This window comes from Aliirhizobium sp. YIM B11859, assembly GCF_057163345.1.
The window spans coordinates 671,320-691,758 of sequence record NZ_JBXHAY010000001.1; the positions used below are offsets into that span (position 1 = coordinate 671,320).

18 protein-coding genes are annotated in these 20,439 nt (G+C 60.1%); 12 read left to right on the forward strand and 6 right to left on the reverse strand.

The genetic code is table 11. The annotated features are described in order from the left end of the window. The first annotated feature begins 154 nt into the window (after positions 1 to 154). From AC2GXZ_RS03075 to AC2GXZ_RS03090, 4 genes are read left to right on the forward strand one after another with little or no spacing between them, the layout of a single operon-like run. Positions 155 to 1,405, forward strand: coding sequence for a sarcosine oxidase subunit beta family protein (locus AC2GXZ_RS03075; protein ID WP_483757644.1), 1,251 nt, complete (start codon positions 155 to 157; stop codon positions 1,403 to 1,405). A 26-nt stretch (positions 1,406 to 1,431) separates the two neighbouring features. Beyond that, positions 1,432 to 1,707, forward strand: a complete 276-nt coding sequence (locus AC2GXZ_RS03080; RefSeq protein ID WP_483757645.1) for a sarcosine oxidase subunit delta — start codon at positions 1,432 to 1,434, stop codon at positions 1,705 to 1,707. Beyond that, positions 1,704 to 4,673 (forward strand): sarcosine oxidase subunit alpha family protein, encoded by a 2,970-nt coding sequence (locus AC2GXZ_RS03085; RefSeq protein ID WP_483757646.1) that lies wholly within the window; start codon positions 1,704 to 1,706, stop codon positions 4,671 to 4,673. The genes AC2GXZ_RS03080 and AC2GXZ_RS03085 overlap by 4 nt, the downstream gene beginning before the upstream one ends. Positions 4,674 to 4,679: 6 nt before the next feature. After that, positions 4,680 to 5,231: a sarcosine oxidase subunit gamma gene (locus tag AC2GXZ_RS03090; RefSeq protein WP_483757647.1), complete on the forward strand. Its 552-nt coding sequence runs from the start codon at positions 4,680 to 4,682 to the stop codon at positions 5,229 to 5,231. A gap of 3 nt (positions 5,232 to 5,234) precedes the next feature. On the opposite strand, the gene AC2GXZ_RS03095 is transcribed toward AC2GXZ_RS03090, so the two are convergent. Next, positions 5,235 to 5,501 (reverse strand): hypothetical protein, encoded by a 267-nt coding sequence (locus tag AC2GXZ_RS03095; protein WP_483757648.1) that lies wholly within the window; start codon positions 5,499 to 5,501, stop codon positions 5,235 to 5,237. A gap of 204 nt (positions 5,502 to 5,705) precedes the next feature. Here AC2GXZ_RS03095 and AC2GXZ_RS03100 point away from each other — a divergent pair, with 204 nt between their 5' ends. The 8 genes from AC2GXZ_RS03100 to AC2GXZ_RS03135 all read left to right on the forward strand — a co-directional run bounded on the left by AC2GXZ_RS03100 (position 5,706) and on the right by AC2GXZ_RS03135 (position 14,711). Then, complete coding sequence (locus AC2GXZ_RS03100; protein ID WP_483757649.1) at positions 5,706 to 8,132, forward strand: GcvT family protein; 2,427 nt, start codon at positions 5,706 to 5,708, stop codon at positions 8,130 to 8,132. A gap of 268 nt (positions 8,133 to 8,400) precedes the next feature. After that, positions 8,401 to 9,303 (forward strand): branched-chain amino acid ABC transporter permease, encoded by a 903-nt coding sequence (locus tag AC2GXZ_RS03105; RefSeq protein ID WP_483757650.1) that lies wholly within the window; start codon positions 8,401 to 8,403, stop codon positions 9,301 to 9,303. A gap of 1 nt (position 9,304) precedes the next feature. Continuing rightward, positions 9,305 to 10,693 carry a high-affinity branched-chain amino acid ABC transporter permease LivM gene (livM, locus tag AC2GXZ_RS03110; RefSeq protein WP_483757651.1) on the forward strand — a complete coding sequence of 463 codons (1,389 nt, stop codon included), beginning with the start codon at positions 9,305 to 9,307 and terminating at the stop codon, positions 10,691 to 10,693. Further along, complete coding sequence (locus tag AC2GXZ_RS03115; RefSeq protein WP_483757652.1) at positions 10,693 to 11,556, forward strand: ABC transporter ATP-binding protein; 864 nt, start codon at positions 10,693 to 10,695, stop codon at positions 11,554 to 11,556. Before livM ends, AC2GXZ_RS03115 begins: the two co-directional genes overlap by 1 nt. Further along, a complete protein-coding gene (locus AC2GXZ_RS03120) occupies positions 11,556 to 12,284 on the forward strand; it encodes an ABC transporter ATP-binding protein (protein WP_483757653.1) in 729 nt (242 codons plus the stop codon). The genes AC2GXZ_RS03115 and AC2GXZ_RS03120 overlap by 1 nt, the downstream gene beginning before the upstream one ends. Positions 12,285 to 12,323: 39 nt before the next feature. Further along, entirely contained in the window at positions 12,324 to 12,677 is a 354-nt protein-coding gene (locus tag AC2GXZ_RS03125) for a DUF6867 family protein (protein WP_483757654.1), read from the forward strand. A 141-nt stretch (positions 12,678 to 12,818) separates the two neighbouring features. After that, positions 12,819 to 13,940 carry a branched-chain amino acid ABC transporter substrate-binding protein gene (locus AC2GXZ_RS03130; protein WP_483757655.1) on the forward strand — a complete coding sequence of 374 codons (1,122 nt, stop codon included), beginning with the start codon at positions 12,819 to 12,821 and terminating at the stop codon, positions 13,938 to 13,940. 270 nt (positions 13,941 to 14,210) lie between these two features. After that, positions 14,211 to 14,711, forward strand: coding sequence for a hypothetical protein (locus AC2GXZ_RS03135; protein WP_483757656.1), 501 nt, complete (start codon positions 14,211 to 14,213; stop codon positions 14,709 to 14,711). Here AC2GXZ_RS03135 and AC2GXZ_RS03140 read toward each other — a convergent pair. From AC2GXZ_RS03140 to AC2GXZ_RS03160, 5 genes are all read right to left on the reverse strand, one after another. Further along, entirely contained in the window at positions 14,672 to 14,863 is a 192-nt protein-coding gene (locus tag AC2GXZ_RS03140) for a hypothetical protein (RefSeq protein ID WP_483757657.1), read from the reverse strand. The genes AC2GXZ_RS03135 and AC2GXZ_RS03140 overlap by 40 nt on opposite strands. Positions 14,864 to 15,066: 203 nt before the next feature. Continuing rightward, a complete protein-coding gene (locus tag AC2GXZ_RS03145) occupies positions 15,067 to 15,993 on the reverse strand; it encodes a response regulator (RefSeq protein WP_483757658.1) in 927 nt (308 codons plus the stop codon). Next, the gene (locus AC2GXZ_RS03150) at positions 15,986 to 19,372 is read right to left on the reverse strand and encodes a hybrid sensor histidine kinase/response regulator (RefSeq protein WP_483757659.1); all 3,387 of its coding nucleotides are present in this window, start codon (positions 19,370 to 19,372) and stop codon (positions 15,986 to 15,988) included. Before AC2GXZ_RS03150 ends, AC2GXZ_RS03145 begins: the two co-directional genes overlap by 8 nt. A gap of 88 nt (positions 19,373 to 19,460) precedes the next feature. Continuing rightward, positions 19,461 to 19,805, reverse strand: coding sequence for a DMT family transporter (locus AC2GXZ_RS03155; protein ID WP_483757660.1), 345 nt, complete (start codon positions 19,803 to 19,805; stop codon positions 19,461 to 19,463). Next, positions 19,802 to 20,371: a TetR/AcrR family transcriptional regulator gene (locus AC2GXZ_RS03160; RefSeq protein ID WP_483757661.1), complete on the reverse strand. Its 570-nt coding sequence runs from the start codon at positions 20,369 to 20,371 to the stop codon at positions 19,802 to 19,804. The genes AC2GXZ_RS03155 and AC2GXZ_RS03160 overlap by 4 nt, the downstream gene beginning before the upstream one ends. Positions 20,372 to 20,439 lie beyond the last annotated feature (68 nt).

The window sequence follows — 20,439 nt, forward strand, 5'->3', positions numbered from 1 at the left end:
GCCGGTGAGTTCGTCCCCGGTATTTGCGTCGTATCGGCGCAACGCGCGGATATGTTCGGCAGAGGTGTCGCGAACGGGACTGTCAATGTCCTGATTGCGCTTGTCCTTTCTCTCGCATATGCGAATGTGGGCCGGTAATGAACGGGACGGGTGGATGCGTTATTCTGCATATTCGATCATCAAGCAGGCGCTTTCGGGCAACCGGCTGTGGACACCGGCATGGCGCGAGCCCGAGCCGAAGCCGCATTATGACGTGATCATCGTCGGCGGCGGTGGACATGGCCTCTCGACCGCCTATTACCTTGCCAAGGAATTCGGCATCACCAATGTTGCGGTGATCGAGAAGGGCTATATCGGCTCCGGCAATGTCGGCCGCAACACGACGATCATCCGCTCCAACTACATGCTGGAAGGCAATAATCGTTTCTACGAGCTGTCCCTGAAATTGTGGGAAGGGCTGGAGCAGGACTTCAATTATAATGCGATGGTGTCGCAGCGCGGCGTCCTCAATCTCTTCCATTCCGACGGCCAGCGCGACGATTATGCGCGGCGCGGCAATGGTATGCGCATGCATGGGGTGGATGCCGAACTGCTCGATCGCGAACAGGTGCGCCGGCTGGCACCCTATCTCAATTTCGACCATGCGCGTTTTCCGATCATGGGCGGTCTGCTGCAGAAGCGCGGCGGCACGGTGCGCCATGATGCGGTCGCCTGGGGCTACGCCCGCGGCGCCGACAGCCGCGGCGTCGATATCATCCAGCATTGCGAAGTGACCGGCATTCGCCGCGAAAACGGCGTCGTCACCGGCGTCGAGACGACGAAGGGTTTCATCGGCTGCAACAAGCTGGCGCTGGCGGCGGCGGGCAATACGACGACGGTCGGGCGGATGGCGGATCTGTCGTTGCCGATCGAGACGCATGTGCTGCAGGCCTTCGTCTCGGAAGGGCTCAAGCCCGTGATCGACCAGGTGATTACCTATGGCGCCGGCCATTTCTACATCTCGCAGTCTGACAAGGGCGGCTTGGTGTTCGGTGCCGATATCGATTATTATTCGTCCTATGCCCAGCGCGGCAATCTTGCGACCGTCGAGCATACGATGGAGGAGGGGGTGTCGATGATCCCCGGCCTGTCGCGGGCCAAGGTGTTGCGCGCCTGGGGCGGGGTGATGGATATGTCGATGGACGGTTCGCCGATCATCGACCGGACCTCGATCGACAATCTCTACCTCAATTGCGGCTGGTGTTACGGCGGCTTCAAGGCGACGCCGGCTTCCGGTTTCTGCTTTGCCCACCTGATTGCCAAAAACGAAAGCCACCACGTGTCGCGCTTTATGCGGCTCGACCGGTTCGAGCGTGGCCACATGATCGACGAGGGCGGAAAAGGTCCTCAACCGAACCTTCACTGAAGCCAAACCGTCACCGAGATATTTGCATGGCAAGCCTGATCACCTGTCCGCATTGCGGGACGAGACCCAAGGAAGAATTTTCCGTCCGTGGCGCCGCAGTCAGGCGACCGGAGGCGACAGCCGGCGAAGATGTCTGGCAGGCCTATGTCTATGTGCGTGACAATCCGAAGGGGCGTTACCAGGAATATTGGCATCATGTCGCCGGCTGCCGTCGCTGGCTGGTGGTCGATCGGGACAACCTGACCCATGAGGTGTTTGGCGTCAGAGATGCTTCGGTAGCGCGGACGGAGGCGGGCGAATGACTTCCTATCGTCTCGGACATGCGGGAAGCGTCAACCGCGGCCAGCCGCTGAGCTTCACCTTCGACGGCCGCAGCTACAAGGGTTTCGAGGGCGATACGCTCGCCTCGGCGCTGCTGGCGAACGATCAGATACTGATGGGCCGCAGCTTCAAGTATCACCGCCCGCGCGGTCCGGTGACGGCCGGTTCCTCCGAACCGAATGCGCTGATGACGATCGGCACCGGTGCTCGCGCAGAGCCGAATGTGCGGGCAACGGTCGCCGAGCTTTATAATGGCCTGACCGCCGTCAGCCAGAACCGCTGGCCGTCGCTTTCCTTCGATCTCGGTGCCGTCAACAGCCTGCTCTCGCCGATGCTTGGCGCCGGTTTCTATTACAAGACCTTCATGTGGCCGGCCGCGCTCTGGGAAAAGCTCTACGAGCCGGTGATCCGCCGCGCCGCGGGTCTCGGCAAGATGTCGCTCGAAGCCGATCCCGACCGTTACGAAAAAGCCTGGGCGCATTGCGATCTGCTGGTCATCGGCTCGGGTCCTGCCGGCCTGATGGCAGCACTTGCCGCGGGACGTGCGGGGGCGCGGGTTATCCTGGCCGACGAAGGTTTCCGCCTCGGTGGTTCGCTGCTTTCCGAAACCGTGTCGATCGGTGGGGTATCCGCTGCCGATTTTCTCAAGGGTGCGATCGAGGAGCTGGCTTCGCTTTCGAATGTGACGCTGATGCCGCGCACCACCCTGTTCGGTTGGTATGACGACATGGTGTTCGGAGCCGTCGAACGGGTGCAAAAACATGTCGCGACGCCATCTCCCGACGTGCCGATGGAACGGCTGTGGCGCATCGTCGCCAAGCGCGCCATCCTTGCATCGGGGGCGGAAGAGCGACCGCTGGTTTTCGGCGGCAATGACAAGCCGGGCGTGATGACCGCGAGCGCCATGCGCACCTATGCCAACCGTTACGGCGTGGCAGTCGGATCCAAGGTTGCAGTGTTCACCAATGGCGGATCGGGATATCGCACGGCGGCGGATCTGGTGGCTGCCGGTGTGGATGTCACGGCGATCATCGATGCACGGAACGATCAAGGGTCGATATCGGGGGATGTTGTGCCGGACGGTGTCAGGGTGATCCGCAATGGCGGCGTGGTCGGCACGAAGGGCAGCAAGCGGATCGAGACCCTGATTGCCGAGCGATCCGGTTTCCAGGAACAGATCAGTTGCGATGCGCTTGCCATGGCGGGAGGCTGGTCGCCGATCGTGCATCTGATGTGCCAGCGCGGCGCAAAACCGATCTGGTCTGACGCGGCTCAGGCCTTTACGGCTCCCGATGTCGGCAACGCCTTTGTCGCGGCCGGTTCGGTCGCCGGATGCGAGACGGTTTCCGCCTGCCTGAAGGACGGTGCTGCCAGGGCGACGGCGCTCGCCCGCGATCTCGGCCTTGCTGCCTACGAGATGAACATTCCCGAGGTCGATGGCGAATATGATCCGGCCTTTGCGCCGCTCTGGTATGTGCCGGGTGCGAAGGACAAGGCCTTTGTCGATTTCCAGAATGACGTGGCGGTGAGCGATCTCGGAATCGCCCAGCGTGAAGGTTTCCGCCATATCGAGCACACCAAACGCTATACGACCGCGGGCATGGCGACGGATCAGGGCAAGCTCGGCAATGTCAACACGATCGGCATCGTCGCCGGCATGCGCGGTGTTTCGCCGGCAGAGATCGGCACGACGACATTCCGGCCCTTCTATACGCCGGTTTCCTTCGGAGCGCTGGCCGGCACCAGCCGCGGCGAACACGCGGCGCCGATCCGGACCTCGCCCTTGCACGACTGGGCGAAAAAGAATGGCGCAACCTTTGTCGAGGCCGGGCTCTGGTACCGTTCTGCCTGGTTTGCCCGCGAGGGTGAAAAGGGCTGGCGCGACAGTGTCGACCGGGAAGTCCTCAACGTGCGCCAGAATGCAGGGCTCTGCGATGTCTCGACGCTCGGCAAGATCGAGATTTTCGGGTCGGGTGCGGCGGAATTTCTCAACCGCATCTATTCCAACAGTTTTCTCAAGCTGCCGGTCGGAAAGGCGCGTTACGGCCTTATGCTGCGCGAGGACGGGATGATCTTCGACGACGGCACGACCAGCCGGCTTTCGCAAAATCATTATGTGATGACGACGACGACGGCCTATGCCGGCGAAGTCATGTCGCATCTGGAGTTTGCATCACAAACCTTCTGGCCGGAGCTCGATGTCCGGTTCGTTTCCGTCTCCGACCAGTGGGCGCAGATGTCGCTCGCCGGACCGAAGGCGCGGGCGATCATGAGCCGGATCGTCGAAGATGATATTTCCGACGCCGCCTTCCCCTATCTGGCGGCAAGGACCGTGACGTTGCGCGGCGGCCTGAAGGCGCGCCTCTTCCGCATCTCGTTTTCAGGGGAACTGGCCTATGAGCTTGCCGTGCCTGCGGGTTACGGCGAGGCGGTGGCGGATGCGATCATGGAAACGGGCAAGGGCGAAGGGATCTGCGCCTACGGCGTCGAGGCACTCAACGTGTTGCGCATCGAAAAAGGTTTTGTCACCCATAGCGAGATCGATGGCCGCACGACACCGGATGATCTCGGTTATGGCAAGATGATGGGCCTGCAGAAGCCGGATTTCATCGGCAAGCGTCTGTCGGGCCGGTTCGGCCTCACTGCAGCCGACCGGGCGCAGCTTGTCGGTCTGAAGCCGATCGAGGCCGACAAGGAATTCAGTGCCGGTGCGCATCTGCTGAAGGAGGGCGCAAGCCCGTCCATGGCAAACGACCAGGGATGGGTGTCATCGGTCTGCTATTCGCCGGTGCTGAAACATTGCATCGGCCTTGCGATGCTAAAATCCGGCCGCGAACGTTACGGCGAAAAGATCGTCGTGTGGGACGGATTGCGCGGAAAAGAGGTGCTGGCGGAAGTTTGCCCGCCGGTCTTCATCGATCCCGATAATCGCAAGCTCCAAGGGTAAGCCGCCATGTCGCTCACACTTTTTCATCGGCATGTTCTGGAAGATCATCTTTCGGGTCTTGGTGGCAAGGCCAATCCCAATCACCTGTCCGTCTCTCGTCGCCCGGCGATTTTTTCGGTCATGGCCCACAAGGGGGACGAGGGTTCCGTCCGAAATGCTCTCGGTTCCATCGAAGATAGTCAGGTTCGAGATTGCGCGCCGGGTGAATGGCTTGTCGTATCGACAAGATCGGGAGCGATTGCGGTTGAAAATATGCTCACCGAGATCGCCGGAGCCTCCGTTGTCGACCAGAGCGATGGTCGCGCGCTGCTTGACATATCCGGCCCGAGCGTCCGGAAAATCCTCGCCAAATGCCTGGCAGTGGACCTGCATCCGAACGTGTTTGCGACCGGTGCTTCCGCCAGCATGCTGTGCTGCCATGTGGCCGTCAATCTGGCGCGAACCGGCACTGACAGGTTCGAAATCATCGTGCCGCGATCCTTTTGCGGGTCGCTGTTCGAAGAGATGATGGAAATGGGCCGCGAGTTTGCCCTGACGGCTTCGTTTTCCGAGGGCTGAGGATCAATAACCTTCCCGCACGAAATACCACAGAGACTTTTCCGGCGTCGCCGGCATGACAAGGTCCGGCCGACGCTCGAGCGCCGGTACAAGCGCCTGCAGGCCTTCCACGCGGCTCAGCAGGTCGATATAGCCGGGGGCCTTGTCCTCGGCAAAATCACGGCAAAAGCCGTGTATGACGCCGAATTCGATCGTATTTCTCGGCGTGAAGCTGCGCGCCTCGGTTAAGACATTGCCAACCAGTTCGTCGAAACTCAATATGTTCGTCATGGTGCTGCCCCTCGTTCGTTGGCGCTCATGAAGGTCTATACGTAAGCGCCGCAAAATAAGTTTCACGCCTCCGGCAGAAATGGCGCGAACCGAACACTGACTATGTCGGAAACGACAAATCCCGCTTCGCAGAACAGCCTATTGGCTGCGGTTAAGACGCTCTAGGCTCGCTGCATCTTTCGCTTTTCCCATCGGAGAATTTGCATGAAGAGCCATGCTCGGGTTGTCGTGATCGGCGGCGGTGTCGTCGGATGTTCCATCCTCTACCACCTGACGAAGTTCGGCTGGACCGATGTGGTTCTGGTCGAGCGCTCCGAGCTTACCTCCGGCTCCACCTGGCATGCGGCGGGCGGCATGCACACGATCAACGGCGATCCGAATGTCGCCAAGCTGCAGAAATATACGGTCGAGCTCTACAAGGAGATCGAGGAATATTCCGGCCAGGATATCGGCCTGCACATGACGTCCGGGCTGATGCTGGCGGCAACCAACGAGCGGTTCGACTGGTTCAAGTCGCTGCTTGCCAAGGGTAAATATGCGAATGGCGAGGCGCGGCTGGTTTCCGTCGAGGAAGCGCATGCGATGATGCCGCTGCTCGACCCGAAGGAATTCGTCGGTGCCGTATTCGACCCGCATGAGGGCCATCTCGATCCCTATGGCACGACGCATGCCTATGCGAAATCGGCCAAGAAGAACGGTGCCGATATCTATCTGCATACCAAGGTCGAGGAACTGATCCAGCTGCCGGACGGCATGTGGCGGGTCATCACCGACAAGGGCGAGATCCGCGCCGAGCATGTGGTCAATGCGGCGGGGCTCTGGGCGCGCGAGGTCGGCCGCATGGTCGGGCTGGAACTGCCGGTGCTTGCCATGGAGCACATGTATCTGATCACCGAGGACATGCCGGAGGTGATCGACTTCAACAAGACGAGCGGTCGCGAACTTATGCATTGCGTCGATTTCGACGGCGAGATCTATATCCGCCAGGAACGCAACGGCATGCTGATGGGCACCTATGAAAAGGACTGCCGCCCGTGGTCGCCGATCGAGACCCCGTGGACCTTCGGCCACGAGCTGCTGGCCGAGGATATCGAGCGGATTTCCGGCGAGCTGGAAGTGGGCTTCCGGCATTTCCCGGCCTTCAACAATGCCGGGATCAAGACGATCGTCAACGGCCCCTTCACCTTCTCGCCGGACGGCAATCCGCTGGTGGGGCCGGTTCGCGGCATGACGAATTTCTGGTCTGCCTGCGCGGTCATGGCGGGCTTTTCGCAAGGGGGTGGCGTCGGCCTGGCGCTGGCGCAGTGGATCATCAACGGTGATCCGGGCTTTGACGTGTTTGCCATGGATGTCTGCCGCTACGGCGACTATGCGACGCTCGGTTATACCAATGCCAAGGTGCGAGAAAATTACTCCCGCCGTTTCTCGATCCGTTATCCGAACGAGGAACTGCCGGGCGCACGTCCGCTTTTGACGACGCCGATCTACGACAAGCTCAAATCCGCCGGGGCCGTGTTCGGCGCGTCCTACGGACTGGAGACGCCGCTGTGGTTTGCGCCGGAAGGTGTGGAAGATGCGTTTTCATGGCGCCGTTCGACCGATTTCGAGCATGTGGGCAGCGAGACCAAGGCAGTGCGCAACAGCGTCGGCATGATGGAGACCTCGGGTTTCGCAAAGTACCTGATCGCCGGCGAGGGGGCCCGCAACTGGCTGGATGGCATTCTGGCCGGCAAGGTGCCGGATGTCGGCCGGATGGCGCTGACGCCGATGCTGAACGCCGCTGGCAAGCTGATCGGCGATTTCACGCTGGCGGCGATGGAAGATGAGGAGTTCCTGCTGATCGGATCCGGCATTGCCGAGGACTATCACATGCGTTGGTTCGAGAGCCATCTGCCGGAAGACGGTTCGGTGGAGATCGATGCCCTCAATCTCGGGCTGCTCGGCCTGTCGGTGGCCGGGCCGAATGCGCGCGCGGTGCTGCAGAAACTCACTCATCTCGACCTGTCGGACGCGGCCTTTCCGTTCATGTCGGTGCGCGAGATCGATCTCGGCATGGCGCCGGTCATCCTCGGGCGGGTCAGCTATACCGGTGATCTTGGCTTTGAGCTCTGGATGAAGCCGGAATACCAGCGCTATCTATTCGACTCGATCATGGAAGCAGGCAAGGAATTCGGCATTTCGCTGTTTGGCCTGAGGGCGCTGAATGCGCTGCGCGTGGAAAAATCCTTCGGTAGCTGGTCGCGGGAATACCGACCGCTCTACGGGCCGAAGGAGGCCGGGCTTGGGCGGTTTGTCGCCTATGATAAATCCGCGGATTTCATCGGCAAGCAGGCGGCGCTGGATGAAAAGGCTTCCGGCGGTGAGCTGAGGCTGGTCACGCTTCTGGTCGATGCGACGGATGCCGACGTCATCGGCGACGAGCCGATCTCGCTTGACGGCGAGGTGAGGGGATGGGTGACGTCCGGCGGTTATGCGCATGCATCCGGCGTGTCGGTGGCGATGGGGTATGTGCCGAAAGAGATCGCCGACAGGGCCGATGGATGGGCGATCGAAATCCTCGGCGAGATGCTGCCGGCGCGCCTTCAGCCGCAGCCGCTATTCGATTCCAACGGCTCGCGGATGCGCTCTTGATAGTTGTAAACTCTATAGAAAAGTATGCGTTGAAAGTGTCGTATTTACACACTTCCGACGCTCAATTTTTGGCAGGAGAATGCCGCATTTCTGGCATTCATGAGCGTATTTGCGCCATCCGGCGCAAAAGCCCGTGAAAATTGTTCTGCCTCTTTATTTTGCACTTCACATTTCGAGGGAAACGGATAGGAATCAAAAAAATTGAAGATCTCATAAGGTCTTTGAAAGAATGGTGCGGCCGCCAAGGATCGCATTCAGGGGAAACTATATGGAATATTTTATCCAGCAGCTCATCAACGGGCTGACTCTCGGTTCCATCTATGGCCTGGTCGCAATTGGCTATACGATGGTCTACGGCATCATCGGCATGATCAACTTCGCCCATGGCGATATCTTCATGCTCGGAGGCTTTGCCGCCCTCATCGTCTTTCTGATCGTCACGTCCTTCTTTGCAAGCATACCGGTGGCACTGCTGCTGCTGGTTATGCTGCTCGTCGGGATGCTGATGACCAGCCTTTGGAACTGGACGATCGAGCGCGTGGCCTATCGCCCGCTGCGCGGGTCCTTCCGGCTGGCGCCGCTGATCACCGCCATCGGCATGTCGATCGCGCTGTCCAACTTCATCCAGGTGACGCAGGGGCCGCGTAACAAGCCGATCCCGCAGCTGGTCAGCGATACCTATCATCTTGGTGACATCACCGTTTCGCTGAAGCAGATCCTGATCGTCGTGATCACCGCCGTGCTGCTGGCAGCCTTCTGGTATATCGTCAACAAGACGCCGCTCGGGCGGGCGCAACGCGCCACCGAACAGGACCGCAAGATGGCGGCTCTGCTCGGCGTCGATGTCGACCGGACGATCTCGATCACCTTCATCATGGGCGCTGCACTCGCGGCTGTCGCCGGTGGCATGTATCTGATGTATTACGGTGTCGCCTCGTTTACCGACGGCTTCATTCCGGGCGTCAAGGCATTCACCGCGGCCGTTCTCGGCGGTATCGGCTCGCTTCCTGGTGCGGTTCTCGGCGGGCTTCTGATCGGCCTGATCGAAAGCCTCTGGTCGGCCTATTTCTCGATCGCCTACAAGGATGTCGCGACATTCGGCATTCTGGCCTTCGTTCTGATCTTCAAGCCGACCGGCATCCTCGGCCGTCCCGAAGTAGAGAAGGTCTGACATGTCGACCACAGTTGAAAACACATCCGGCGGGCTGATGGCCAAGGCCGTCAAGGAAGGCATTTTCGCAGGCGTCGTCGCCTTCGGCATGTTCATCCTGTTCGTCGGCATCGAGACCTACCAGAATATCGACAACCAGCTGACCTGGCGTACACGCTGGGGCCTGCTTGCGGTGTTCGTGGCAGTCGCTGCCATCGGTCGTTTCGTCACCGTCGGCTTCATCAAGCCGCATCTCGACAACCGAAAGCTCGCCAAGTCGAAGACCGGCATCCTGGAAATTTCCAGCGAGAAGAGCTTCTTCCACAAGCACTTCCTGAAGATCGCGCTGATCTTCCTGCTGTGCTATCCGTTCCTGGCGATGATGATCGTCGGCCGTCAGGGTTCGCTGAAATATGTCGACAATTTCGGCATCCAGATCCTCATCTACGTGATGCTCGCCTGGGGGCTGAATATCGTCGTCGGTCTCGCCGGACTGCTCGATCTCGGTTATGTCGCCTTCTATGCGGTCGGCGCCTATTCCTATGCGCTGCTGTCGGCGAATTTCGGTCTTTCCTTCTGGGCTCTGCTACCGCTTGCCGGCATTCTTGCGGCGTTCTGGGGCATCATTCTCGGTTTCCCCGTTCTCAGGCTCCGAGGAGACTATCTGGCGATCGTCACGCTGGCATTTGGTGAAATCATCCGGCTTGTGCTGATCAACTGGACGGATGTCACCCGCGGCACGTTCGGTATCTCGGGCATCGCCAAGGCGTCGTTTTTCGGCATCTGGTCGTTCGATGTCGGCGCCGCCAACAATTTCAACAAGGCCTGGGGCCTGCCGTCGTCGTCGGTCTATTACAAGATCTTCCTGTTCTACGTCATCCTGGCACTGTGCATGTTGACGGCCTATGTGACGATCCGGCTGCGCCGGATGCCGATCGGGCGTGCCTGGGAAGCTCTGCGCGAAGACGAGATCGCCTGCCGGTCGCTGGGTATCAATACGGTGATGACCAAGCTCACCGCCTTTGCAACAGGCGCGATGTTCGGCGGTTTCGCCGGCTCGTTCTTCGCTGCCCGCCAGGGTTTCGTGTCGCCGGAAAGCTTCGTCTTCCTGGAATCGGCAGTCATCCTTGCGATCGTCGTTCTCGGCGGCATGGGGTCGCTGACCGGCATCGCGATTGCCGCCGTGCTGATGGTCGGCGGCACCGAGTTGCTGCGCGAGATGGAATTCCTCAAGCTGATCTTCGGTCCGGACTTCACGCCTGAACTTTATCGCATGCTGCTGTTCGGCCTGGCGATGATCATCGTCATGCTGTTCAAGCCGCGCGGTTTCGTCGGCAGCCGAGAGCCGACCGCCTTCCTCAAGGAACGCAAGGCTGTCTCCGGCAGCTTTACGAAGGAAGGCCACGGCTGATGGCGACTGGAACGAATTCAATGAGCAAAGACACGATCCTCAAGGTCGAGCACCTGTCAATGAAGTTCGGCGGCCTGATGGCCATCAACGACTTCTCGTTCGAAGCCAGGCGCGGCGAAATCACCGCGCTGATCGGCCCGAATGGTGCCGGCAAGACGACCGTCTTCAACTGCATCACCGGCTTCTACAAGCCGACGATGGGGATGATCACGATGCACCGGAAGAACGGCGAGGAACATCTCCTCGAGCGGCTTCGGGACTTCGACATCACCAAGAAAGCCAAGGTGGCGCGCACCTTCCAGAACATCCGGCTGTTTTCCGGCCTGACGGTTCTGGAAAACCTGCTCGTCGCCCAGCACAACGTGCTGATGAAGGCTTCCGGTTACACCATACTCGGCCTTCTTGGCCTGCCGGCCTACCGGGCGGCGGCCAAGGATGCGATGGAGAAGGCGCGCTACTGGCTGGAAAAGGCCGATCTGATCGATCGCGCCGACGACCCGGCCGGCGATCTTTCCTATGGCGCACAACGGCGGCTGGAAATCGCACGTGCGATGTGCACCGGGCCGGAACTGCTCTGCCTCGATGAACCGGCCGCCGGCCTCAACCCGAAGGAATCGCTGACGCTGAACGCATTGTTGCGCGGCATTCGCGACGAAGGCACATCGCTGCTCCTGATCGAGCACGACATGTCTGTCGTGATGGAGATTTCCGACCATGTCGTCGTTCTGGAATACGGCCAGAAGATTTCAGACGGCACACCCGATCACGTGAAGAACGACCCGAAGGTGATTGCAGCCTATCTCGGCGTCGAGGATGATGAAGTTGAAGAAATCGAGGAACAGCTCGATGGGGGGACCGTCTGATGGCCGGTGAACCCCTTCTGAAAGTCCAGGCTGTCGAAACCTATTACGGCAATATCCGGGCGCTGTCGGGCGTCGATGTCGAGGTAAATCGCGGCGAGATCGTCAGCCTGATCGGCGCCAATGGTGCCGGCAAGTCGACGTTGATGATGACGATCTGCGGCAGCCCGCAGGCGCGCAGCGGCCAGATCATCTTCGACGGTGAGGATATCACCAAGGTGCCGACGCATCTGATCGCCCGCAAGCGGATTGCCCAGTCCCCCGAAGGTCGCCGGATCTTTCCGCGCATGACGGTGCTGGAAAACCTGCAGATGGGCGCCAATCTCGACAATCTCAAATATTTCAAGGAGGACGTCGAGAAGGTGTTTGCGATGTTCCCGCGTCTGAAGGAGCGTCAGAGCCAGCGCGGCGGCACGTTGTCGGGCGGTGAACAGCAGATGCTGTCGATTGGCCGTGCGCTGATGTCGCGGCCGAAGCTGCTGTTGCTGGACGAGCCTTCGCTCGGCCTGGCTCCGCTGATCGTCAAGGGCATTTTCGAGGCGATCAAGAAACTCAACAAGGAAGAGGGCCTGACCGTGTTCCTCGTCGAGCAGAACGCATTCGCGGCTCTCAAGCTCTCTGACCGTGCCTATGTGATGGTCAATGGCAAGGTGACGATGAGCGGTTCCGGCAAGGAGCTGCTCGCCAATCCGGAAGTGCGGGCGGCCTATCTCGAAGGAGGCCGGCATTGAGCGCGAATACCATCACCAAGGCGAGCGGGGGACACTGACATGCAGGGTCTGTTTTTCGAAAGCGATACCGGCGTTCGCTATTTTCTGCGCGGCCTCGTCGTGCTGCTTGGCTTCTGGACTGCGTGGCGGTCCGGCAAGGCGGTGGCCGAAGGGTGGAACGGCTATCGCGATGTCGTGATCTACACGGTGCTTCTGGCTGTCGGCATGCAATTCTTGCACTATGCGCTGTTTCAGGGGCCGTTCATCAACGCCTTCTACTATGTGCTTGATCTCGTTTTGCTGTCGATATTTTCGGTGGCCGGATTCAAGCTTCGCCGCACACGCCAGATGGTCCAGAGTTACTACTGGCTATACGAACCGACGTCGAAATTTTCCTGGAAGAAGAAAGATTGACAGTCGGAGTTTTCTGACCTCAGATTGGGGTTGGGTCATCCAAGAATACACCAGAAGGTGGAACCTTTTTCCGGCGCAGTGATGGTGGGTATTGCGCTGGATCCCTCAAAATGCACTCACCTAAGAACTGGGAGTTAATCCATGAAGAAGTCTCTTCTTTCTGCTGTTGCGCTGTCGGCCATGGTCGCCTTCGGCGGCACTGCCTGGGCTGATATCGTTATCGGCGTTGGCGGTCCGCTGACGGGCCCGAACGCTGCTTTCGGCGCACAGCTGCAGAAGGGTGCAGAACAGGCTATCGCCGACATCAATGCCGCAGGCGGCATCAATGGCGAAAAGCTCTCGATCGCACTCGGCGATGACGTATCCGACGCCAAGCAGGGCGTCTCGGTCGCCAACAAGTTCGTCGCGGACGGCGTCAAGTACGTGGTCGGCCACTTCAACTCGGGCGTGTCCATTCCGGCTTCGGAAGTTTATGCCGAAAACGGCATTCTGGAAGTCACGCCTGCCGCAACCAACCCGGTCTTCACCGAGCGCGGCCTGTGGAACACGTTCCGCACCTGCGGCCGTGACGACCAGCAGGGCGGCGTAGCCGGCAAGTATCTCGCCGAGAAGTTCGCCGACGCCAAGATCGCCATCATCGACGACAAGACGCCTTATGGTCAGGGTCTCGCTGAAGAAACGATGAAGGCCTACAACGCAGCCGGCAAGAAGCAGGTTATCCGCGAAGGCGTAAACGTCGGCGACAAGGATTTCTCCGCCCTCATCTCCAAGATGAAGGAAGCCGGCGTCTCGGTCATCTACTGGGGTGGTCTCCACACAGAAGCCGGCCTGATCATCCGTCAGGCAAAGGACGCAGGCCTCAAGGCAAAGCTCGTTTCGGGTGACGGTATCGTCTCCAACGAACTTGCCTCGATCGCCGGCGATGCCGTCGAAGGCACGCTCAACACCTTCGGTCCCGACCCGACGCTGATCCCGGCCAACAAGGACCTTGTTGCCAAGTTCAAGGCTGCCGGTTTCAACCCGGAAGCCTACACGCTCTATTCCTACGCTGCCGTTCAGGTCATTGCTGAAGCCATCAAGACTGCCGGCAAGTCCGACGACGCCGAAGCTGTTGCCAAGGCAATGCATTCCGGCTCGTTCAAGACCGTTCTCGGCGATCTCGCATTCGACGAAAAGGGCGACCCGAAGCTTCCGGGCTACGTCATGTACGAATGGAAGAAGGGTCCGGACGGCAAGTACAGCTACTTCCAGCAGGGCAGCTAAGCCCTTCTGTCTCGACAATCTGACGAGGAAGCCCGGCATTGCCGGGCTTCTTTCGTTTCCGGGGCAGGCTGGCTCGTGGTGACACCGTTCGCACTGGTGTTCAGTGATCGATTTTTCGGGGATCGGTCATTCGGCTTTGCCAATCAGCTCTGTCGTCTTGCCTCGCATCGCGTGGCTGATGCCCCAAAAGATAACAGGTTAGAAACACTAATTTACTCATTTATAATGTTCTAAAATAAAGAGCTGAGAATTTTTATGAGAAGGATTCGCATGTTCCCGCTGAATATTGAACTCGGTGCCGCATTTCTGTCATGTGGTATGGCATTTTTCAGCTGGGACCTTGCGACCGACAGGTTCTATGGCGATGCCGCGCTGGCCGATCTCTTCGATGTCGAGGCGGCCGACATGGCCGCCGGTATTCCCATCCTGTCGCTGATCGAAAGAATTTCCGTCGACGACCGGGCGCGCGTCGCGGCCTCTATCCATCGGACGATCATCAGCGGCCTATTATACCAGGAACAATACAGTATCGATCACCGTCGGCGAGGGTCGGTCGACGTGGTGTCCGTCGGACGCTGTCTGAAGGATGCGGGAGGCATACCCTTCATCTATAATGGAACGATCATGGAGGTTTCCGAGGCTGCTCGATCCGTCGAAACGGATCCGCTTTCCGGCTATTGCCGGTCGGCGCTGGAACTGGCCGAGCGCCAAGGCAACGATCTGGCTGCCCGTTATCTTTCTTCGGCACTCAGGGTCATCGGCGCCGCCTGAGCGGCAATCGATGGCGTCGGGTAGTTGGTCAGCCGGTTGAGCAGGGCGGAGACGCGGGCAGCCTTTTCGGCCGGAGAAAAGCCGGGCTTTTCATCGTCGCGCTTCAACGTCTTGACCAGGCTGAGGAGTGATACGAGGGACGGGCTGTTCATGTCGGATTTCATCAATGCAAACCTTCGGATGCACTGACCCCTACCTGCTTCGCCGCATGCTCGCAACATATGTTAGATTGCACCGCAGCATCAGTATATTCTAAATGGCGAATGTAATTCTTGCGCGCATTTTTCCGCTGCTCAACTTGCGTCTCTCGGGAGATGGTCGAGGGTGTGACGTCAGCGACAAGTGTACTCTGACGTCAGTTGTCGCCGTGCAGGACATGTGCGGCGCGAACAGCTGCGGAGGCGCGGTTTTCGACGCCAAGCTTCACATAGATCTGTTCGAGATGCTTGTTCACGGTGCGGGCCGAGAGGCCCAGAATTTCGCCGATGTCCCGGTTCGCCTTTCCCTTGGCGATCCATAACAGAACTTCCGATTCCCTCACCGTCAGCGGGAAATGCTGGCGAAGAACCTCGGCATCGGGGCGACGGTTGCTGGCAGTCAGGCGGAACAGGAATTCGTCTGCACCGATACCACCGAGATAGGAAAGCTGCAGGCCTCTTTCGTCATCTCCTGCGAGTGAAAAGGCAACGTCGCGCGAGAACCCCGGGCGGTCGCGTTCGGTCATCCAGGCTGCGACACGCGCAGTGACCAATTCCAGCCCATCGTCCCTGTTGGTCGCCGCGTTGATCAAACGTGTCGCCTGCGGTGTCGACCACTGAATGCCTCCATCTGCACGGACGGCCAGCAGATGACGGCCGGCGGCATCGAGCGCCACACGCGCGCTCTGGGCAGAGCGTGCATTGGCAAGGTGGACCCGGATGCGGGCGCGCAATTCGTCGATATTGATCGGTTTCGTCAGATAGTCGACGCCGCCGGATCCGAGCGCGTGGACGACATGTTCGGTCTCGGTCAGGCCAGTCATGAAGATGACCGGCACCTGTGCGACACCGGCATTGGTCTTCAGCCGGCGGCAGGTTTCGAACCCGTCGATACCGGGCATGACGGCATCAAGCAGAATGAGGTCGGGGGTGATCTTGTCGACGATATTGAGCGCTGCCTGGCCGGAAGTGGCGATCAGTACCGAAAAGCCGGATTGCTCGAGGGCCTCGGTGAGGAAACCCAGGGCTTCGGGGCTGTCATCGACGAGAAGGACGATATCGCGGGGCGTTGCAGTTTCAGCCATCGCTCGTCTCCTCCTTGTCCAGCCGTTCGAGGAACTTCATGTAGCCGGCCATGTCGAAGGCCTTGAGATAATGACCAAGCTCGTCGGCGAAGGGGCGGTGAACCTCGTCGGCGGCAAGATCGGCAAGCTTGGCTTCTATGCCTCGCACGTAACCGATCTCGCCCAGCCGCAGCAAGTCCTGCAGATGGCCCGTCCCCGGACTTTTGAGCGGTTGTTTCGTCGCCGGCAGCAGCGGTGGCGGAGCCTCGTCCTCATAGATCCAGGCAAGGCCGAGATGTGAGGCAAGCTTGTCGCCCAGGCGGCGCAGATTGACGGGCTTCGACAGGGAATCGTCATGGCCTTCGCCGGCCATCTCGGTCGTTGCGCCATCGCCGATATTGGCGGAGAGCATGATGATCGGAGCGGTCTGTGCTTCTTCGCGCAAACGGCTGACGAGCTGCCAGCCGCTCATGCCGGGCATCAGGATGTCGATCAGGAAGATGTCCGGCTTGACGCCCTCGATCAGGGTCAGGCATTGCGGACCGCCATCGGCGGTGAGGACGACGAAATCCATCGGCGCCAGCACCTCGCGCATCAGTTCCCTATGGTCCTGATTGTCGTCGACGACAACCACCGTGCGGCGCGGGCCGGTATAGGAGACGATCTTGCGCTCGGCGGCGGGTGTCGTGTTCGGCCGCTCGATGGCCGACAGCATCAGCCGTACCCGGAAGGTGGAGCCTTCGTCCTTTGTACTTTTGACCGCGATCTCGCCGCCCAACGTGTTGGTGAGAAGCTGGGTGATGGTGAGGCCGAGTCCGAGACCCGGCATCGGCTTGACGCTGTCGGCCTCGCCGCGCTGGAACGGTTCGTAAATGCGGCCGAGATCCTTTTCGGCGATCCCCCGGCCGGTGTCTGAAATCGTGAAGGTGGCGACCTGGCTGCGATAGGCGATCTCGAAGCGCACCTTGCCTTCATCGGTGAACTTGATGGCATTCGACAGCAGATTGACGAGGATCTGGCGCAGCCGTTTTTCGTCGGTGCGGACATATCGGGGCAAAAGCGACGAGCGGACATGCTCGAATTCCAGACCCTTTGCCTGCGCCTGCAGGGAAAACATCTCGACGATCTGGTCGAGGAAATCCTGCACATTGATTTCGTTGGAATAGACCTGCAGTCGGCCGGCCTCGATTTTGGAGATGTCGAGCAGTCCGTCGATGAGGCCGGAGAGGTGGTCGGCGGAGCGCTTGATGACCTTGATCGCCGACTGGCGCGGGGCGGGTATGGTGTCGTCGCGTTCGAGGATCTGGGCGTAACCGAGCACGGCGTTGAGCGGCGTGCGCAATTCGTGGGACAGGCCGACGACGTAACGGCTCTTGGCACGGTTGGCGGCCTCTGCTGTCTCCTTGGCCTGTTGCAGGGCGGCATCTGTCTTCTGGTGCGCAGAGATTTCCTTGAGGAGCAGGGTGTTCTGGCGGGAGGATTCCTCCTCAGCGACGACGCGGCTGTCATGGGCAAGGACGTAGAACCAGGAGAAGATCCCGGTGATGATGGCAAAGACGAAAAACACTATCAGGATCGTACCGTAGATCACCTCCGCATTGGCGGGGGCAGCCTCTCCCGCCTGGTAGGCGATCAGCGACAGTATGGCGCCGATCGTCGAAATCGACAGGACGGCGGTCATCGCATATCGGCCGAGCCGGCTCGTCAACCGGGTAATGATGTGTTCCGGCAGGAAAGATCGCGCCACGGTGCCAACCTGCGTATTGAGGCGGGCATTGGGTTTGCACATGTCGTGGCAGCGGCTGTCCAGCGAACAGCAGAGCGAGCAGATCGGTGCCGCATAGGCCGGACACCAGGCCATGTCCTCATGTTCGAACGGATGTTCGCAGATCGAGCAGGTAATCGAACCGAGGTTCTTCCAGCTCTTGCGGGGTTTGCGGGCGAGATAATAACGGCCGCGGGTCGCAAGCGCGATGACCGGAGAAATCACGAAAGCGGTTAGTGTGACATAGGTTGCAAGCGAGGCCATCAAATGGCCGAACAGGCCGAAATGGGCGGCGAGAGCGATTACCGTCGCTCCGACCATGGCGCCCAGGCCCACCGGATTGACGTCGTAGAGATGGGCTCGCTTGAATTCGATGCCGGGGGGAGAGAGGCCAAGCGGCTTGTTGATCAGGAGATCGGCCGAGATGGTGCAGAGCCAACTCATCGCGACGATCGAGAAGATGCCGAGCGTCTCCTCCAGCAGGCGGTAGATGCCGAGTTCCATCAAGAGGAGCGCGATCACCACGTTGAAGACCAGCCAGACGACGCGGCCGGGATGGCTGTGGGTGAGGCGCGAGAAGAAGTTCGACCATGCGAGCGAGCCCGCATAGGCGTTCATCACGTTGATCTTCAGCTGCGAGACAACGACGAAGGCGGCCATCAGCAGAAGGGCCGCCCGGTCGTTGGGGATCATGTAGCCGAAGGCGGCGAGATACATATGGGCCGGATCGGCCGCCTCCTTGACCGGTACGCCGGTCGACAGCGTCAGCACGGCGAGGAATGAGCCGGCCAGCAGTTTCGGCACGCCGACCACGACCCAGCCGGGACCGGCGAGGAAGACCGCAAGCCTGTGACGCCATTTGCGCAGGCCTTCCGGCGGCAGGAAGCGCAGAAAATCGACCTGCTCGCCGATCTGCGGCATCAGCGCCAGGATGACGGCGGAGGCGGCGCCGAATTCGACCAGATTGAAGGGGGCGGCACCGCCCACTTGAGCGTTCGAATGGCCGACGCCGGCAAAGGCCCGCCAGAGGTCGAATTTGTGCCAGTCGAGGAAGGCGATGAAGATGAAGGGCAGGACGTTGAGGACGATCCAGAACGGCTGGGTCAGAAGCTGGAAGCGCGAGATCAGCTGCACGCCATAGATGACCAGCGGGATCACCACGACCGCGCTGATCATGTAGCCGATCCACAGCGGTATGCCGAAGGCGAGCTGCAACGCCCCGGTCATGATCGATGCCTCGATGGCAAAGAGCATGAAGGTGAAGCTCGCATAAATCAGCGAGGTGATGGTCGAACCGATATAACCGAAGGAGGCGCCGCGGGTCAGCAGGTCGATGTCGACGCCGTGGCGAATGGCGTAACGGCTGATCGGCAGGCCGACGAGCAGCATGGCAATGGCGGCGGCGATGATGGCGAAGAAGGCGTTGGTCGTGCCGTAGGACAGCGTGATCGCGCCGCCGATCGCCTCCAGTGCGAGAAAGGAGATGGCGCCGATCGCCGTCTGCGAAATGCGGCTCGATGAAAAACGCCGTGCGCTCTTGGCGGTGAAGCGCAGCGCGTAGTCTTCCAGTGTCTGGTTCGCCACCCAGCGGTTATAATCCCGCCGGATCGGGATGATCCGCTGTCGCGCTGCCATGCCTTATTTTTGATCCCCGAGGAAAAATGATCGTCAATAAGGCACTGTCGATGCTGCTGCGGGCTTTTGCAACTAGATTGAGGTGATCTCAGTGCGAAACGCTGCCGGAGAACAGGTTGACGATCGCAACGCCTGCGATGATCAGGCCAAGGCCGGCAATGGCGGCGATATCGAGCGTCTGGCGGAAAACGATCACGCCAACTGCGGAAATCAGCACGACACCCAGTCCGCTCCAGATCGCATAAGCAATGCCGACCGGCATGGTGCGCAGGACGATCGAGAGGAAATAGAAGGCCGCCCCATAACACAAAGCCATGCCGAGGGTCGGCAGAAGCCTGCTGAACTGCTGGCTCTGCTGCAGAAGCGTGGTGCCGCAGACTTCGAGTGCGATGGCGATGAACAGCGATCCATAGGTTACGAAGGCGGGATTCACTTGGTGTCCTTTCGGGTCAGTGCGATCAAATTATCCAGCAGCGTCTCGCCATCGGTCACTTCGCCGCCGCAATAGTCGAGAAGGCCGGCAAGCCAGATGCCGTCGGCGGCATAGCGGGCAATGGCGAGATTGGCGCCGGTGTCGGTATCGGCATGACGAGCGAGGCGCCCTGCATACCAGCTTGACCAGATGGCCTTCATCTTCGGGTCGGTGAACGAGGAGAGGGGTAGGGCATTCCAGGGGTCTTCGCCGCCACCTGTTCCGCTGCCTGCAAAAGCGCGGATATAGGCGCGGGTGAAACGTCCATGCGGCTCTTCATCCCGGTCGATCAGATCATCGATCTCGGCGTCGAGACGGGCCAGAAGATCCTCAAAAACGCCCTCTATCAGTGCCCGCTTGCTGGGAAAGTGGTGCAGCAAACCGCCCTTGGTGACATGGGCGGCATCCGCCACCGCCTGCAGCGTCACGGCCGGCAGGCCCTGGTCTAGCGAAATCTTCGCGGCGCAATCGAGCAGGGCGCGGCGGACGATCTCGGGCTGTTTCTTGCGTTCATGGGCCTGGGTCATAAGCAAACATACCGTATGGTCGGTATGTTTGTAAAGCGTGCGTTTCCTATGGCGACCGGTTGGGTGCG

Excerpts from the sequence above, each read along its gene's own strand:
- AC2GXZ_RS03135 (WP_483757656.1), top strand. The coding sequence starts at position 14,211 with ATGTTCCCGCTGAATATTGAACTCGGTGCCGCATTTCTGTCATGTGGT.
- AC2GXZ_RS03095 (WP_483757648.1), bottom strand. The coding sequence starts at position 5,501 with ATGACGAACATATTGAGTTTCGACGAACTGGTTGGCAATGTCTTAACC.
- AC2GXZ_RS03130 (WP_483757655.1), top strand. The coding sequence starts at position 12,819 with ATGAAGAAGTCTCTTCTTTCTGCTGTTGCGCTGTCGGCCATGGTCGCC.
- AC2GXZ_RS03100 (WP_483757649.1), top strand. The coding sequence starts at position 5,706 with ATGAAGAGCCATGCTCGGGTTGTCGTGATCGGCGGCGGTGTCGTCGGA.
- AC2GXZ_RS03075 (WP_483757644.1), top strand. The coding sequence starts at position 155 with ATGCGTTATTCTGCATATTCGATCATCAAGCAGGCGCTTTCGGGCAAC.
- AC2GXZ_RS03150 (WP_483757659.1), bottom strand. The coding sequence starts at position 19,372 with ATGGCAGCGCGACAGCGGATCATCCCGATCCGGCGGGATTATAACCGC.
- AC2GXZ_RS03160 (WP_483757661.1), bottom strand. The coding sequence starts at position 20,371 with ATGACCCAGGCCCATGAACGCAAGAAACAGCCCGAGATCGTCCGCCGC.
- AC2GXZ_RS03115 (WP_483757652.1), top strand. The coding sequence starts at position 10,693 with ATGGCGACTGGAACGAATTCAATGAGCAAAGACACGATCCTCAAGGTC.
- livM (WP_483757651.1), top strand. The coding sequence starts at position 9,305 with ATGTCGACCACAGTTGAAAACACATCCGGCGGGCTGATGGCCAAGGCC.
- AC2GXZ_RS03140 (WP_483757657.1), bottom strand. The coding sequence starts at position 14,863 with ATGAACAGCCCGTCCCTCGTATCACTCCTCAGCCTGGTCAAGACGTTG.
- AC2GXZ_RS03125 (WP_483757654.1), top strand. The coding sequence starts at position 12,324 with ATGCAGGGTCTGTTTTTCGAAAGCGATACCGGCGTTCGCTATTTTCTG.
- AC2GXZ_RS03120 (WP_483757653.1), top strand. The coding sequence starts at position 11,556 with ATGGCCGGTGAACCCCTTCTGAAAGTCCAGGCTGTCGAAACCTATTAC.
- AC2GXZ_RS03080 (WP_483757645.1), top strand. The coding sequence starts at position 1,432 with ATGGCAAGCCTGATCACCTGTCCGCATTGCGGGACGAGACCCAAGGAA.
- AC2GXZ_RS03145 (WP_483757658.1), bottom strand. The coding sequence starts at position 15,993 with ATGGCTGAAACTGCAACGCCCCGCGATATCGTCCTTCTCGTCGATGAC.
- AC2GXZ_RS03105 (WP_483757650.1), top strand. The coding sequence starts at position 8,401 with ATGGAATATTTTATCCAGCAGCTCATCAACGGGCTGACTCTCGGTTCC.
- AC2GXZ_RS03085 (WP_483757646.1), top strand. The coding sequence starts at position 1,704 with ATGACTTCCTATCGTCTCGGACATGCGGGAAGCGTCAACCGCGGCCAG.
- AC2GXZ_RS03090 (WP_483757647.1), top strand. The coding sequence starts at position 4,680 with ATGTCGCTCACACTTTTTCATCGGCATGTTCTGGAAGATCATCTTTCG.